Here is a 13,406-nt window from a genome sequence, read left to right as displayed (position 1 = left end):
GCGGTTCGTGACGCGAACGCGCGGGTGGTGGTTCCCGTGAGCGACGTTGCGCTCCGCGAGGTCTCGGTCGCCTTCGACGACGTCCCCGCGCTGGAGGACGTCTCGCTGTCGATCGAGACGGGCGAGTTCTTCACGCTGGTCGGTCCTTCCGGCTGTGGCAAGACCACGACGTTGCGAACGATCGCCGGGTTCGAGACGCCCGATTCCGGTCGCGTCGAGATCGGCGGCGAAGACGTCGCGGGCGTTCCTCCCGAGAATCGACACGTCGGTATCGTCTTCCAGAACTACGCGCTGTTCCCGCACATGACCGTCCGCGAGAACGTCGCCTACGGACTGCGCTACCGCGATCCACCGGATGGCAAGTCGACCGGGGAACGCGTCACCGAACTGCTGGAACTGCTCGACATGAAGGGGATGGGCGATCGCGAGCCCGAAGAACTCTCAGGCGGCCAGCAACAGCGGGTCGCGCTGGCCCGCGCGCTCGCGCCCGGCCCCGACGTCCTCCTGCTGGACGAACCCCTCTCGGCACTGGACGCCCGACTTCGGGAGCGCCTGCGCGTCGTGATCCGGGAGATCCAGCAGGAGCTCGACATTACGACGATTTACGTCACTCACGACCAGTCCGAGGCGCTGGCGATCTCGGACCGCGTGGCCGTGATCGCCGACGGTCACCTCGAACAGGTCGGCCCGCCGGAGGCGATCTACCGCGAGCCGGCGACTCGCTTCGTCGCCGAGTTCGTCGGCGACAACAACCTGCTTGACGGCGTCGTCGTCTCCACCGATCCGCCACGAGTCAGCCTCGATCCTGGCGGCGGATTGGCCGAAGCGACGACTACCGCCCACGGCTCGGGGACGACGATCCCCGTTGACGGTGTTTCCGACACGAATCGAGAGGTGACGCTGTCGATCCGGCCTGAATCGCTCTCGATCGTCGAGGACGGGTCATCCCGACTGGGGGGTTCGAACGGCCCGATCACGCTATCTGCAACCGTCGAAACGGTCGAGTTCATGGGCGACGCCTACCGCGTCCACTGCGAGTGGCAGGGCCGGGAGTTGCTCGTCAAGACTGACGCCGACGAACCGCCGAGTGGAACAGTGACACTGTCGTTCGATCCTGAAAGCGCGACTTTCCTGGAGGCACCATGACTGACCTCGGGAAGATCGACGCCGACTTCTTCGAGCGGGTGGTCGCCCCGAACCTCGGTGCTGACCGGGAGGAGGTGACCCTCGGACCGACGGCCGGGATCGACTTCGGCGTCCTCGAACTCGGCGGACGGGCAGCCGTCGTCGCGACCGATCCGCTGTCGGTCCTTCCGGCACTCGGCCGCGAACGCGCCGGCCGACTGGCCGTCGACATCGTCCTCTCGGACGTGGCGGTTTCGGGGGTCGCACCCGGCCACCTCACACTCAGCCTGACGCTTCCGCCCGACTACGACGTGGACGAGCTGACGGCCGTCTGGCGGGGGATCGATGCCCACGCCAGCGAACTGGGCGTCGAGGTGACCGCGACACACGTCGGGCGCTATCCGGGTGTCGACAGCTCCTGGATCGGTTCGGGGACGGCAGTCGGCGTCGGCGACCCGGACGACCTGGTCCGCCCGGACGGCGCGCAGCCGGGTGATGCGATCGTGATGTCGACCGGTCCCGCCGCGGAGGTCGCGGGGCTGTTCGCGACGCTGTATCCGGAGCGACTCGGTATCGATCCAGAGGCGGTCGCGATTGCCCAGGAGCGTGTGGCGGACGTTCCGGCAGTCGCCGACGCACTGGCGGCCCACCGTGCCGGGGCCGTCACCGCGATGCACGACGCGACGGAAGGCGGTATCGCCGGTGGGTTGAACGAGATGGCCGACGGTGCAGGCGTCCGCTTCGAGATCGACTCAGCGGCGGTGCCGATGGCCGACGGCGTCGAGGCGGTCTGTGACGCGATCGACGTCGATCCCTGGCACGTGACCAGTTGCGGGACGCTGTTGATCGCCGCCGAGCGCGGCGACGCTGCCGACGTCGTCGCCGCGCTCGAAAAACGAGGGACTCCAGCGGCTATCGTCGGACGAGTGCGAGATGGAAGCGGTGTCTACGCCGACGGCCACCGAGTCGAACCTCCGGCTACTGATCCCTCCTGGAAGGCCGCAGAACGACTCTCGCAGTCCTAGAGCGAGATCGCGTCGACCGGGCACTGCTCGGCCGCCTGCTCGGCTTCGGGCGTGACCTCGTCGCTGACGGCGACAGCGAGGCCGCCGTCCATCTCGAACGTTTCCGGTGCGACCGAAACGCACACCTGACAACCCGTACAGATCGACTCGTCTACTGAAACCATTGTTCCGGCGGATAGTTGCAACCCCCAATAAAAGGGGGTCACGGGAATTCCCAGCCACTGGCAACGGGGCTGTGGAACCGTGAACGATGCCACCCTGGCTTGCTGTCTTCCGGATCCGTTGCCGTCGGGCAGGCAGTCACACCGGAAGATAGCTGCAACGATCGCCCTCAGGCCGCGAGCGTCTCGACTTCGCCGGCCGGCCCCATGCGACGGAGTTGTGGGTGTGCCAGCCAGTACCCCGCCAGCAGCAGGACGTTCGCTCCGCCGGCGATCATGACGATCCCCGGATCGACGACCGACGCGGCCACGCCGCCAAGCAGCGCCCCAGCCGGGACAGCCGCGGTCGAGGCGCTGCCGAGCAGCCCCGAGACGCGACCGAGCAGCCGATCGGGAACCACGGACTGGACGATCGACGATAGCAGGACGTTACTCGCGCCGATCGGGACGACCGCGATCGCGAGCAACACGACCGTCGCCGGCAGCCAGTCCACGGCGATCGCGACGATCCAGAGACTCCCGCTCACGAGGAAGGCCCCGATCGAGAGCCAGCCGAAGGGCAGCTCGTCGAGACCGGAGGCGACGAGTGCGCCGACGAGCATGCCGCCGGCGATCGCGGCCATCAACGCCCCGTAGGCCTCTGGCCCGCCGAGCCCGTCCGCGAACGCCGGCAGCACGCCGATCGTCGAGCCGCTCGCCACGAAGTTCACCATCGCCGCTCCGATGACGATCGGTGCCAGCACGGTCCCGCGGACGAATCCGATCCCGTCCCGAAGCGAGTCGAGATACCCTTCGGGCTCGTCGGGACTTCCTCCGGATTTGCCGGGACGTCCTTCGGGCTCGTCGGGATGTCCGTCGTCGGGACGCTCCCCGCCGGCCGAGTCGGCCCCCCCGTCGGCCACTGCTGTCGCAGTTCCGGTGGTCGATTCGTCGGCGTCGCTCGCCGTCTCGTCGCCAGCCCCTGCCGCCGGGACGTACACCGTCGCGAACAGCAACGCAGCCGCCGCGAACGTGACCGAGTCAATGGCGAACAGCGTGACGGCACCAACAAGCGCGACCAGGATACCGCCGGCTGCGTTGGCGACCAGCTCAGTGCCCTGGTAGGCCAGGCTGAAAAGCGAGTTCGCACCGACGAGCTCCTCGCGTTCGACGATCCGCGGGAGCGCGGCCGACTGTGCGGGATAGACGAACTGGTTGAGCAGACTGAGCAAGGGCATCACCGTCAGGACGACCCACACCGACAGCCATCCCAGGTGTGCTACGACGGGCAACGACAGGATGACAGCACCCTGAACGAGTTGCGTTCCCACGAGCAGTCGCCGGAGATCCCAGCGATCGACCAGCGGCCCGGCGAAGGCCTGCAATGCTTGCGGTGCCATCACGAGAAACCCCGCCAGTCCCGAAAAGGCCGGGTTGCCTGTCAGATCGTAAACCAGCCACGTCGCCGCCACGAAGTAGAGGCTGTCCCCGACGTTTGTTATCAACCGCCCTGCGAACAGACGCCTGAAATCCCGATTGCGGAACAGTGATCGCATATCTACTGGATGGCGAGGGTAGACAATAAATATAATCAGAATTACACTTCTGTAGGGGCTGATACAGAAACCTCTTTCTGTCAGGATCGTATCGTTTCGAGGACGGTCAGCTGGTCGTCGAGGCGGACGGTGAGCGTCTCGTCGTCGATGATGACGTCAATCTCGATAGTGGCCGGATCGTCCGCGTCCTCGACGAGACGTTCATCCCCCGTGAAGAGCGGATCCAGGGCCCACAGTGGCGTGTCCTGTAAATCGACGCCGTGCTCGCGGGCGAACGCGACGACGTCCGGGACCTGGAGGAGCGAGACGCCGGTCGACATCGTCATGTCGACGCCACAGTGCTGACACTGGTGGTTCGCTCCGATCCCCTCGACCTTCTCGACGTCGAGTTCGACCGCGGTCGGTCCCAGGCAGAACGGACAGAATCCGTCGGTGATCTGCCCGAGGATGTGCCGGGCATACCGCGAGAATACCTCGGGAAGTTCCTCGCGGTCGCGGCTACGAAGGATGCCCGGCGGCGCGGGGTAGGCGACGATGTTGGTCTCACAGTCCTCGCAGGTAATCTCGAAGTGATCACGGTCGTAGATGGCCTCCAGCCCGCCCGAACACAGCGGGCACGGATCGTCGATCGGGATCGGGTCGATCGTCTGCTCGTCGTAGGAGCCGGCGAACACCGCCCCGAGCACGCGAAACCCGCTCATCGTCAGTTCGTAGCCCCCGTCTGTCTGCTCGACGAACTGCCCTTTGAGCTTCCCCAGGTGGTAGTTGAACTGGCCGCTATCGCGCATCCCGACCCGTTCGCGTAGCTCTGAGAACGTCAGCGGCTCGTCCCGGGCGTAGAGTTCCCGAAGGATCGACAACCGCGTCTCGTCGGCCAGAAGCGAGAAGGCGTCCTCGACGTCCGGCGCAGGCTCCGGGCCATCGGTCGTCTCTCGATCGTCCATACCTGTCGTTCGGCAGACGCCACCAAAACTCTCAGGGGTCGTCGGCCGCGTCCTCGTCGGACGCCGTCCGCTCGTCGTCTGTAATGTAGTCGTACAGCTGCTCGCCCGTGATCTCCATCCCCTGTCGGGCGAAGAAAGCAGCGACGTTTTCGCAGTCGCGTTCGAGGAAGTCTCCCGCATTGGGGTGGTGTTTCGTGACGGCCTGCCCGAGGTCGATTACCACGAGTTGCCCCTCCTGAAAGACGATGTTGTACTCGCTGAGATCCCCGTGGACCAGCCCGGCGTCGTACAGCCGGCGCATGTACTCCCGGACGACCTCGTAGGCAGTTTCGGGGTTCTCGATGTGGACCTCGTTGAGTCGCTTTGCGCGGTCGCCGTCGGTTGCGATGTATTCCATCACGAGGACGTTTCGCTCGACGGCGATCGGATTCGGGACCCGGACGCCAGCCTGTTTGGCGCGCTTGAGGTTGGCGAACTCCTTGCGGACCCAGGCCATGACGACCTTGCGTTTGTCCTGGCCGATCCCCTCGAAGCGCGGATCGCCGTCGAGATATCCGCGCATGTCCTTGAAGTCGCTGGCGTTGATCCGGTAGACTTTGACCGCGACCGTTTGATCGCCCGCTTTCGCCGTGTAGACGTTTGCCTCCTTGCCCGTCGAGATCGGGCCGCCGAAGGCGTCGATGTAGCCGTCCTGGACGAGTTTGTAGATTGCGGCGTATGTGGCCTCGTCGAACACCGACTCCTCGAGTTTGAACCGTTCGGTGTCTTTGATCCGCTTGCGGAACTCGTTGAACTCGCGATCCCGTCGGCGTGCGATCCGGTCGGCCTCGGTGTCGGCGACGTCGATTTCCTCCCACTCGTCACCGGGCGAATCGACCGCCTCGGGCGCTACGAGTTCGAATTCCTCTGTCATCTACCTGGAGGTTGGTGGTCAACGACCAAAAGAACCGGGCCTTCCTGGACGAGCGTCCAGGAGCTGGCGGGACAGCGGCCCGGCGGTGCTGAGATCCGCCAGCGCTACGGGAGTAGGCAGGCATTTATCTCGCGGCCGTTTCCCACCGGACATGAAACAGGCCATCGTCGCCCGCGCAGATCTGGGCATGGGCGAAGGAAAACTGGCAGCCCAGGTCGCTCACGCGTCGCTTTCGGCCTACGAGGACGCGACGACGAGCGCGCGCAAGGAGTGGAAAGGCAGCGGCCAGAAGAAGATCGTCCTCCAGGCCAGCGGCGAATCACAACTGTTCGAACTCGCGGAAAAGGCCGAGACAGAGGGGATCCCCCACGCAGTCGTTCGGGACGCCGGGCATACCCAGCTCGAACCCGGCACCGTCACCGCACTGGCGGTCGGACCCGCGGCCGACGACCGGGTCGACGCTGTTACCGGCGATCTCAGTCTGTACTGATAACAGCCTGTCTGGATTTCGGCACCCGAGGTGTCGAAAATCACCACGAACGTACAGCCGACAGGATGACGACCGCAACCCAACCAAATATTTATACCTTTCTAAAAGACTTATGTATGTCGCACCCTAACCCGGAGTGAACACCGACACAATGCAAGGAAATCACGAACAGCAGGCCTACGACCGGGGAATCACTATCTTCTCGCCGGACGGACGGCTCTACCAGGTCGAGTACGCACGCGAGGCAGTCAAGCGCGGCAGCGCCAGCGTCGGCGTACGGACGCCCGAGGGCGTCGTCCTGGCGGCCGACCGGCGGGCGCGTTCCCCGCTCATGGAAGAGGAGAGTATCGAGAAGATCCACGGTGTCGACGACCACATCGCGCTCGCGAGCGCGGGTCACGTGGCCGACGCCCGCAAGCTCATCGACTTCGCCCGACGGCGGGCACAGGTCGAGAACCTGCGCTACGACGAGTCGATCGGCGTCGAGACGCTGACGAAAGCCGTGACCGATCACATTCAGGAGTACACCCAGACCGGCGGTGCACGACCCTTCGGCGTCGCGCTCCTGGTCGGTGGCGTCGAGAACGGCGAGCCGCGCCTGTTCGAGACTGATCCGTCGGGCACGCCCTACGAGTGGCAGGCGACAGCCGTCGGCGGCGGTCGCGACGACATCCAGTCGTATCTCGAAGACAACTACGAGGACGACCTCTCGCTGGAGGATGGGATCGGACTCGCGCTGGAAGCGCTCGCGGAAGCCAGCGACGACGGGCTCACAGCCTCGGGCGTCGAGATGACGGCCGTCCCCGTCGACACCGAGCAGGTCCGGCCGGTCGAGGAGGAGACGCTCGCCGAACACATCGAGGACCGCGACCTCGGAGGTGAAGACGATGCATAACGATTTCGACCCCTACGAACCGGAACTGGGCGGCTTCGAGGACGTCCCCGAAGCCGACGACGAGCCGGTCGCAAAGACCGGGACGACGACCGTCGGCATCGCGACCGACGACGGCGTCGTGATCGCCACGGACAAGCGCGCCAGCCTCGGTGGCCGCTTCGTCTCGAACAAGAACGTCCAGAAGGTCGAGCAGATCCACCCGACCGCTGCGCTTACCCTCGTGGGCAGCGTCGGCGGGGCCCAGTCGTTCATCCGCTCGCTTCGCGTCGAATCGAACCTCTACGAGGCGCGTCGCGGCGAGTCGATGAGCATCCACGCGCTGGCGACGCTCGCGGGCAACTTCGCCCGCGGCGGCCCGTTCATCGCGATCAACCCGATCCTCGGGGGCGTCGACGAGGAGGGCAGCCACGTCTACAGCATCGACCCCGCAGGCGGCGTCATGAAAGACGACTACACCGTCACCGGCAGCGGCATGCAACTGGCCCACGGTGCGCTCGAAGGCGAGTACAGCGAGGATCTCTCCATCGAGGAGGCCAAGACCCTGGCCGCGCGGGCGGTCAACGCCGCGACCGAACGCGACACCGGCTCCGGTAACGGGATCTACGTCGCCGAAGTCACTGACGAGGGCGTCGAGATCGAGGACTACGACGACGTCACCGAGCTGCTGTAAGGCGACGTCCCCGCTCTCGAGGCCCGTGTCTTATTGTTCGGGCGTCCGAACGCTCTGTATGGCGCCTGACGACCAGCCCAGCGGCGTCCTGGAACGCCTCCTGCACGGGTTCGGATACCTGGCCGCACACGTTCTCTTTCTCGGTGCGCACACACCAGAACAGGTCGTCTCTCGACTCAGACTCGCATACAGGGCGGTAGGCGTGTCGATCTCCGATACGGCGTCTCTCGACGGTCGCGAACTCACGGTGTTTCGGTGTCCGTATCGTCGACTCGGCGCCGGTCGGTTCGGCGCGAAGTGGCTCTGTCACGAGAAGCTCGATCGCGTCGACGACGGTTACGTCACCTACCTCGCACGCCACCGGAACATGGAGTACCAGCGCCCGCGGGACTGTGCCGCGACGGGGCTCTGTGATCCCGAGGCGTGCTATTCGGTCGTGTCGGGCGATGACTGATCGCGATCGCCGCCAGCAAGTGCGGGCACAGTTCCGCGGAGAGACCGAGGCCGCCGCCGTCTGGGACGCGCTCGATCTGTTGATCGAGACGGACCGGTTTCTCAACCTCGGATACGCTCCCCGGTATCTGCCGTATCCGGCCCTGTCGACCCAGCGTCGTCTCGCCGCCGAGGTCGGCCGTCGACTGACGTTGCGGCTCGGCTACTCGGCGGGCGTCGAATTGCTGGACGTCGGCTGTGGTCGCGGCGGCCCGAGCGTCGTCTTCGCACGGCGGTTCGGCTTCGACGTGACCGGCGTCGACCTGGTCGCGGACAACGTTCGACGGGCGCGGGCGACCGCTCGCGAGGCGGACGCCGGGATCGCGGTACTGGTTGGCGACGCCACGCGGTTGCCGATCGCGACCGACAGCGTCCGGGCCTGTGTCGTCCTCGACGCGACCCCGTACGTCGGGGACAAGCGTGCTCTGCTCGAAGAGATCGCCCGGGTGCTCGAACCGGGCGGCGTGATGGCGCTGACGGATCTCGTGCACGAGACGACCGCCGACCCGGCGACGATCGAGCGGTTCACCGACGCCTGGGACATGGCACCGCTGGTGCCTCTCTCTCGCTACCGGGAACTCGTCCCGTCGGTCGGGTTTTCGAGGGTGCGCTACGACGATCTGACAGCGCACAGCGTCGGCCGGTTCGGGTTCTGGGCGGCGCTGTTTCTGGCCCTGGTCCGAACTCCTGCGGGCACGATCGCCGGTCGGCTACTGGCTCGGGCTGGCGTCGATCTGGACGCGGTGCGCGAACAGGTCGAGGCCACGAGACCGGCGCTGCCAGCGCTTCGACACTACTTGATCACCGGCCATCGAGAGCGCTGACGGCTGCCTCGTGTCCTCTGAGCGTTCAGCGACGCCTCTATTCGGTCGTGGTCCCAACACTGAGGCATGTGTGGCCGGACCTCGCTGTTCACGCCGCAGTCACGGCTGGAGGAGCGCTTCGACGCGACGGCGGTCGAGTCGCTCGAACCGCGGTACAACATCGCTCCACGGGAAGAGCTGGCCGTCGTATGTAACGACGCACCCGAGACGATCGACTTGCTGGAGTGGGGGCTGCTGCCGTCGTGGGCCGACCCCGACGACGCGCCGCGGCCGATCAACGCCCGCGCGGAGACGCTCGCCGAGAAACCCACCTTCGCCGAGGCCTTCGAGCGACGGCGGTGTCTCGTGCTCGCCGACGGGTTCTACGAGTGGGCCGACACTCGCGGTGGGAGTCAGCCTTATCGCGTCGAGCGGACCGACGGCGACCCCTTCGCGATGGCCGGACTGTTCGAGCGCCAGGAGGGCAACGACGGAGTCGAGGGGACTGTTACCGTCGTCACGACCGAGCCGAACGCGGTCGTCGAGCCGCTACACCACCGGATGGCGGTCGTCCTCGCCTCCGAGGAGCAACAGCGGTGGCTCTCGACGGCTGACCGAGAAGTGCTCGATCCGCCGCCGGCCTCGGAGTGGCACGCCTATCCGGTCTCGACGCGGGTCAACGATCCGAGCAACGACGATCCGGGCGTGCTCGAGGAGATCGAACCCGATACCCAGACCGGACTCGACGAGTTCGCGTGACGGCGTCAAACCATCTCCTGATAGTGATTGCTGTAACGATTTCTCGCTCTGATCGTACGACTGCGTAGACCGATGCGGAACAGACTTATATAGACCGTATGGGCAACTGCCGGCGCAGTTGTTCAGGGCACTGCAGTGTTCGGTCCGTTTCGATATCATTATTAACGTTCCTGAAGAATTGACATACATGAGCGGAATCCACCACGCGCCGCAGGATGGATCGTTCGACAGTGAAGATCCGACGCGAGGGACGGTGCGGGTGGCACGCGACGGCGGTGAGGTGACGCTGTATCTCGACGCCCCGGGGATGACCGACGACGACCGGGCGGCACACTGGCTCACTGCCGACGTCAGTGACGTGTGTTCGCTCGAGGAAATGAGATAATCCGGTCACATACCGGCGGCCGCTATCCCGATCGCGACCGCGAGGTTCGTCCCGAGAATCCAGGCGACGTTGTCTCGCAGCCTCTCGACCGGCACTGACTGCTCGGGTCTGTACAGTGCCCACGACAGCGGGCGAGCGAGCAACAGCGACGGGACGACGCCCAGGAGTGCCCAGGTCGGTAGCCGTCCAAGTGCGACGAGACCGAGCAGCGACGCCGGCACGGCGAGCGCGACCAGCACGTACGTCCAGGCGGCGCGTCGCCTCCCGAATACCAGCACGACGTTCCGGCGGCCGCCGGTCCGGTCGGCGTGTTCGTCCGGGAACTCGTTGAGCAACAGCAGCGCAGCCGTCAGCAACGAGGCGGGCACGGTCACGGCGACAGCGGTCGGGCCGACTGCTCCGTCCTGCACGAGTGCGACGCCGAGCACCGGCAGTCCACCGAGTCCGAGTCCGGCGACGACCTCGCCGAGGGCGACCCGGGCGAACACGTCGGTGTACCCGATCGCGAACACGGCACCGGCGACCAGCAGCGGCACGACCGCGGGGCCGACGGTAGCGAGGAAGTACACGCCGACCCCCGCTGCAACCCCGGCGGCGAGATAGGCGAACCGTCGCGCGTCCCCCGGCTGCAACTCGCCGTCCGGGAGGGCACCGCTGCCGCCGCTGAACGGCGTCGGATCGGTTCGCTGATCGATGCCGCGCTCGTAGTCGCTGGCTTCGTTGAGCGCGTTGACCGCGACGTGGGCCGCGAGCAACCCGATCAGTGCCAGCAGCGAGCGCACGGGGACGATCGACCCGTCCCGGGCGGCCGCTGTGACGCCCAGCACGACGAGCGTGACGGGCAGTGCGAGAAACGGAAGGCGTGCTACGCGCAGATACGGCCGCAGCTGGACGTCGAGTATTTCACCGGCGCCTGTCGACGGACGCGTCGCCATTGGTTGCTCAGTATATATTACTCTCTCACGCGCCCTGTTCGGCCCGTTCGTGAGCGTCGAGCAGTTCCTGGTAGCGGTTGCGGATCGTGACCTCGCTGACGTCGGTCTCGTCGGCGATGGTCTGCTGGGTGATCCGCTCGTTGGTCAGCAGCGAGCCGGCGTACAGCGCGCCGGCGGCCAGTCCGACGGGTGACTTTCCGGAGTGGACGCCCTGGGACTTGCCCGTTTCGAGCAGCTCTCGTGCGCGGCGTTCGACCGTTTCCGGCACTTCGAGTTCGGAGGCGAACCGTGGGAGGTACTTCGCCGGGTCGGCCGGCTCGATCGCCAGACCCAGCTCACGGCCCAGATATCGGTACGCGCGGGCGTACTCCTGGCGGTCGACGCGGCTGATCGGCTGGAACTCGTCGAGGCTCCGTGGCGTATTGGCCTGCCGTGCAGCGGCGTACAGCGACGCCGTCGCCATCGCCTCGATCGATCGGCCGGGCAACAGGTCGTCGTACAGCGCCCGCCGGTAGATCACTCCTGCTGTCTCGCGGACGTTCTTCGGCAGGCCCAGCGCGGAGGCCATGCGATCGATCTCGCCGAGCGCCTGCTTGAGGTTGCGTTCGCGGGCGCTCTTGGCACGGAACCGCTCGTCCCAGGTGCGAAGCCGGACCATCTGGGAGCGCTTGCGTGCCGACAGCGCCGACCCGCTAGCGTCGCTGTCTTTCCAGTCGATTTTCGTCGACAGCCCCTTGTCGTGGAGCGTCTTCGTCGAGGGCGCGCCGACGCGCGATTTCTGGTCGCGTTCCCGGGAGTCGAAGGCCCGCAACTCCGGGCCGTGGTCGATCATGTCGTCCTCGATGACGACGCCACACTCCTCGCAGACGGTCTCGCCGCGCTTCTCGACGGTGATTCCGGTCGCACCACATTCGGGACAGGCCAGCTCGTCGCTGTCTTCGGTTTCCTGCTCGTTCTGCGTTCGCTGGCGTGCGGTTCGGGTCTGTGCGTGGGATCGAAAGCGGGTGTTGGTTTCTGACATCGTTGATTAGCCTCGCCCGGTGCCGGCCCGGACGTTTTTTTCTATCGTAGAAAAAGATCTGTTTCGGTATAAATCTGACCCTGCCGGCAATCGTTCCGCGTGCGACTGACGGTTGTTCCGGCGGGCCCGATTCGAGTAGTCACCGTGGCGGTCGGTTTGGAAACGCTGTCGTGATCAAGAACCTGCCGCACGGACCGGCACGAGTTCGCCGCGAACAGATACTCTATCACGTTTCGAGGATAATAGAAAAATCAAAGCGACTTTATCGATCCCTTGCGAAAGGCTCCCAGATCATCGAGGCGTCTCACCATGACAGGACATACATCACCGGGCGGAATCGACGCGGTCGTCGAGGAGTCCGTCGACTTACTCCAGCGGTTCGAGTTGACTGAATACGAGGCCAAGAGTTTCGTCGCGCTATCCCGGATCGCCACCGGAACGGCAAAGGAGGTTGCGGAGGTCGCCGACATCCCGCAGGCGCGAGTCTACGACTGCATGGAGACGTTGCGCGACCGCGGACTGGTCGACATCCAGCAGTCGACGCCGCGACGCTTCCGTGCGTCCGGTCCGGACGAAGCGGTCGCGACGCTCGACCGACAGTACACGAGCCATCTCGACCGTCTGCGTGAGCTGTTTCCCCGTCTCGAATCGCCGGCCAGGGAGGACGAAAGCGTCGACGTCTGGGTGATGGAGGGATCGACGGAAGTGAGCGAGCGGCTCCGCGAACTCGTCTTGGCGGCCGAGGATGAGGTCCTGCTCGCGCTGGCAGTCGAGGAGTTGCTCACCGATCAGTTGCTGGCGGCGCTCGACGAGGCCGCCGAGCGCGGGGTCTCAGTCGTCGTCGGATCGCCGGGTGAGCCCATCCGCGATCGGGTGGCAGCGACCGCCGCGACCGCCCGGGTCGTCGAAACCTGGACCTGGTGGGAGGCCTACCCTGTCCGGCCCGGAGCAGTCAGTGCCGTACTGATGGTCGACGGCGAGTCGATGCTCGTCAGCGCGGACGCCGCCTCGTCGCTGCCGGGCGTGAGCAACCATCGCGCGGTCTGGACCGACAGCGAACGTGCCCCGCTGGTGAAGATGCTACGACCGCTGCTCGCACGCGCCGTCGATCCGTCCGGCGTCGACAGTTTCACGAGTCCCTGACTCATACGGATCGCTCTTGTGTAGAGGATTGTTGGTCAGTTCTCAGCAGTAGCTGGAGTTCACAGCAGGCAAGGGTGGCGCGACCGCGCCACCCGACGAACGATGATGCC

General features: G+C 65.9%; 16 protein-coding genes. 10 read left to right on the top strand and 6 right to left on the bottom strand.

What is annotated here, in order from left to right; all coding sequences use genetic code 11:
* The first annotated feature begins 27 nt into the window (after positions 1-27).
* Positions 28-1,146 (top strand): ABC transporter ATP-binding protein, encoded by a 1,119-nt coding sequence (locus OB916_RS15995; RefSeq protein ID WP_390884100.1) that lies wholly within the window; start codon positions 28-30, stop codon positions 1,144-1,146.
* Positions 1,143-2,150, top strand: coding sequence for an AIR synthase family protein (locus tag OB916_RS15990; protein ID WP_315910301.1), 1,008 nt, complete (start codon positions 1,143-1,145; stop codon positions 2,148-2,150). Before OB916_RS15995 ends, OB916_RS15990 begins: the two co-directional genes overlap by 4 nt.
* On the opposite strand, the gene OB916_RS15985 is transcribed toward OB916_RS15990, so the two are convergent.
* The 4 genes from OB916_RS15985 to rio1 all read right to left on the bottom strand — a co-directional run bounded on the left by OB916_RS15985 (position 2,147) and on the right by rio1 (position 5,703).
* Positions 2,147-2,314 carry a ferredoxin gene (locus OB916_RS15985; RefSeq protein WP_315910300.1) on the bottom strand — a complete coding sequence of 56 codons (168 nt, stop codon included), beginning with the start codon at positions 2,312-2,314 and terminating at the stop codon, positions 2,147-2,149. The genes OB916_RS15990 and OB916_RS15985 overlap by 4 nt on opposite strands.
* A gap of 167 nt (positions 2,315-2,481) precedes the next feature.
* Entirely contained in the window at positions 2,482-3,846 is a 1,365-nt protein-coding gene (locus OB916_RS15980; RefSeq protein ID WP_315910299.1) for an MFS transporter, read from the bottom strand.
* Between the two features lie 80 nt (positions 3,847-3,926).
* Positions 3,927-4,790, bottom strand: coding sequence for a winged helix-turn-helix domain-containing protein (locus OB916_RS15975; protein WP_315910298.1), 864 nt, complete (start codon positions 4,788-4,790; stop codon positions 3,927-3,929).
* A 31-nt stretch (positions 4,791-4,821) separates the two neighbouring features.
* Positions 4,822-5,703, bottom strand: a complete 882-nt coding sequence (gene rio1 / locus OB916_RS15970; protein WP_315910297.1) for a serine/threonine-protein kinase Rio1 — start codon at positions 5,701-5,703, stop codon at positions 4,822-4,824.
* Positions 5,704-5,854: 151 nt separating this feature from the next.
* Here rio1 and pth2 point away from each other — a divergent pair, with 151 nt between their 5' ends.
* The 7 genes from pth2 to OB916_RS15935 all read left to right on the top strand — a co-directional run bounded on the left by pth2 (position 5,855) and on the right by OB916_RS15935 (position 10,197).
* On the top strand, positions 5,855-6,193 hold the full coding sequence (gene pth2, locus OB916_RS15965) for a peptidyl-tRNA hydrolase Pth2 (RefSeq protein ID WP_315910296.1): 339 nt from the start codon (positions 5,855-5,857) through the stop codon (positions 6,191-6,193).
* A 151-nt stretch (positions 6,194-6,344) separates the two neighbouring features.
* Positions 6,345-7,088 (top strand): archaeal proteasome endopeptidase complex subunit alpha, encoded by a 744-nt coding sequence (psmA, locus tag OB916_RS15960; RefSeq protein WP_315910295.1) that lies wholly within the window; start codon positions 6,345-6,347, stop codon positions 7,086-7,088.
* Positions 7,081-7,758: an archaeal proteasome endopeptidase complex subunit beta gene (gene psmB, locus OB916_RS15955; RefSeq protein ID WP_315910294.1), complete on the top strand. Its 678-nt coding sequence runs from the start codon at positions 7,081-7,083 to the stop codon at positions 7,756-7,758. The genes psmA and psmB overlap by 8 nt, the downstream gene beginning before the upstream one ends.
* Before the next feature lie 58 nt (positions 7,759-7,816).
* The gene (locus tag OB916_RS15950; RefSeq protein WP_315910293.1) at positions 7,817-8,212 is read left to right on the top strand and encodes a hypothetical protein; all 396 of its coding nucleotides are present in this window, start codon (positions 7,817-7,819) and stop codon (positions 8,210-8,212) included.
* On the top strand, positions 8,205-9,074 hold the full coding sequence (locus OB916_RS15945) for a methyltransferase domain-containing protein (RefSeq protein WP_315910292.1): 870 nt from the start codon (positions 8,205-8,207) through the stop codon (positions 9,072-9,074). Before OB916_RS15950 ends, OB916_RS15945 begins: the two co-directional genes overlap by 8 nt.
* A 66-nt stretch (positions 9,075-9,140) precedes the next feature.
* The gene (locus OB916_RS15940) at positions 9,141-9,812 is read left to right on the top strand and encodes an SOS response-associated peptidase (RefSeq protein WP_315910291.1); all 672 of its coding nucleotides are present in this window, start codon (positions 9,141-9,143) and stop codon (positions 9,810-9,812) included.
* 187 nt (positions 9,813-9,999) lie between these two features.
* Positions 10,000-10,197 carry a DUF7511 domain-containing protein gene (locus OB916_RS15935; protein ID WP_315910290.1) on the top strand — a complete coding sequence of 66 codons (198 nt, stop codon included), beginning with the start codon at positions 10,000-10,002 and terminating at the stop codon, positions 10,195-10,197.
* Positions 10,198-10,202: 5 nt separating this feature from the next.
* On the opposite strand, the gene OB916_RS15930 is transcribed toward OB916_RS15935, so the two are convergent.
* Positions 10,203-11,132 (bottom strand): prenyltransferase, encoded by a 930-nt coding sequence (locus OB916_RS15930; RefSeq protein ID WP_315910289.1) that lies wholly within the window; start codon positions 11,130-11,132, stop codon positions 10,203-10,205.
* 25 nt (positions 11,133-11,157) lie between these two features.
* Positions 11,158-12,153, bottom strand: a complete 996-nt coding sequence (locus OB916_RS15925; protein WP_315910288.1) for a transcription initiation factor IIB — start codon at positions 12,151-12,153, stop codon at positions 11,158-11,160.
* Positions 12,154-12,462: 309 nt separating this feature from the next.
* Here OB916_RS15925 and OB916_RS15920 point away from each other — a divergent pair, with 309 nt between their 5' ends.
* Positions 12,463-13,296 (top strand): TrmB family transcriptional regulator, encoded by an 834-nt coding sequence (locus OB916_RS15920; RefSeq protein WP_315910287.1) that lies wholly within the window; start codon positions 12,463-12,465, stop codon positions 13,294-13,296.
* Positions 13,297-13,406 lie beyond the last annotated feature (110 nt).

Source organism: Halapricum hydrolyticum (assembly GCF_025517535.1).
GTDB classification, from domain to species: domain Archaea; phylum Halobacteriota; class Halobacteria; order Halobacteriales; family Haloarculaceae; genus Halapricum; species Halapricum hydrolyticum.
This window is presented reverse-complemented; position numbering and strand designations above follow the sequence as displayed.